We start from the raw sequence: 559 nt of genomic DNA, 5'->3' as shown, positions 1-559 counted from the left end.
CATCGCCACCAGCCAGTTCGGCATACCACCACTCAATGATTTCGTAGCCTGCAGCCAAAGACATAATGGCAAACAACGCAAACCAGCATGAAAAAGTTGGGTTGAATTTTTTGTTGCGAATCAAATACTCAGCGATCGGGTAGGCATATAAACCAATCGCAAAGTGGGCTACGCGATCAAAATTGTTTCTCTCTGATCCAATTAGGTTATTGAACCAATCAAACGGCACTTCAGCGAAGGTGTATTTCGCGCCAATGGTGTGTAGGCACAACCAAATAAACATCAAAAGGTAAGCGGTGTTGCTGAACTGGTAGCGAATCGAAATCGCCCAAATAGCAATGAGAATACCAATCGCCGGAATGATTTCAGCAAACCAGACAGCACGCGAGCTAGGTTCTAATGCTGAAAATAAAAAAACGATGGCGTAAAAAATCGTCAATCCCAATAGTGTAGAAGTGCTTTTCATAGGGTTAGTTGATCCTTCAATTGATTTTTTAGAGCGTACAAGCATCGAGTTAAACCGTTTATATCTCTGTTTGTAATGCGTTAACAATGATTA

The 559-nt window shown here is 41.7% G+C and carries 1 protein-coding gene; it reads right to left on the bottom strand.

Going from position 1 to position 559, the window contains the following annotated elements; genetic code table 11:
* Nucleotides 1-466, bottom strand: a 466-nt coding sequence (locus R7O13_RS29685; protein ID WP_318305568.1) for a DUF2238 domain-containing protein, incomplete at its 3' end; no start/stop codon positions are given.
* Nucleotides 467-559: the final 93 nt, after the last annotated feature.

The sequence above is a fragment of the Vibrio sp. Y176 genome, from assembly GCF_033438945.1.
The sequence above is the reverse complement of the archived record's forward strand: the minus strand, read 5'-3'. Positions and strand labels throughout refer to the sequence as shown.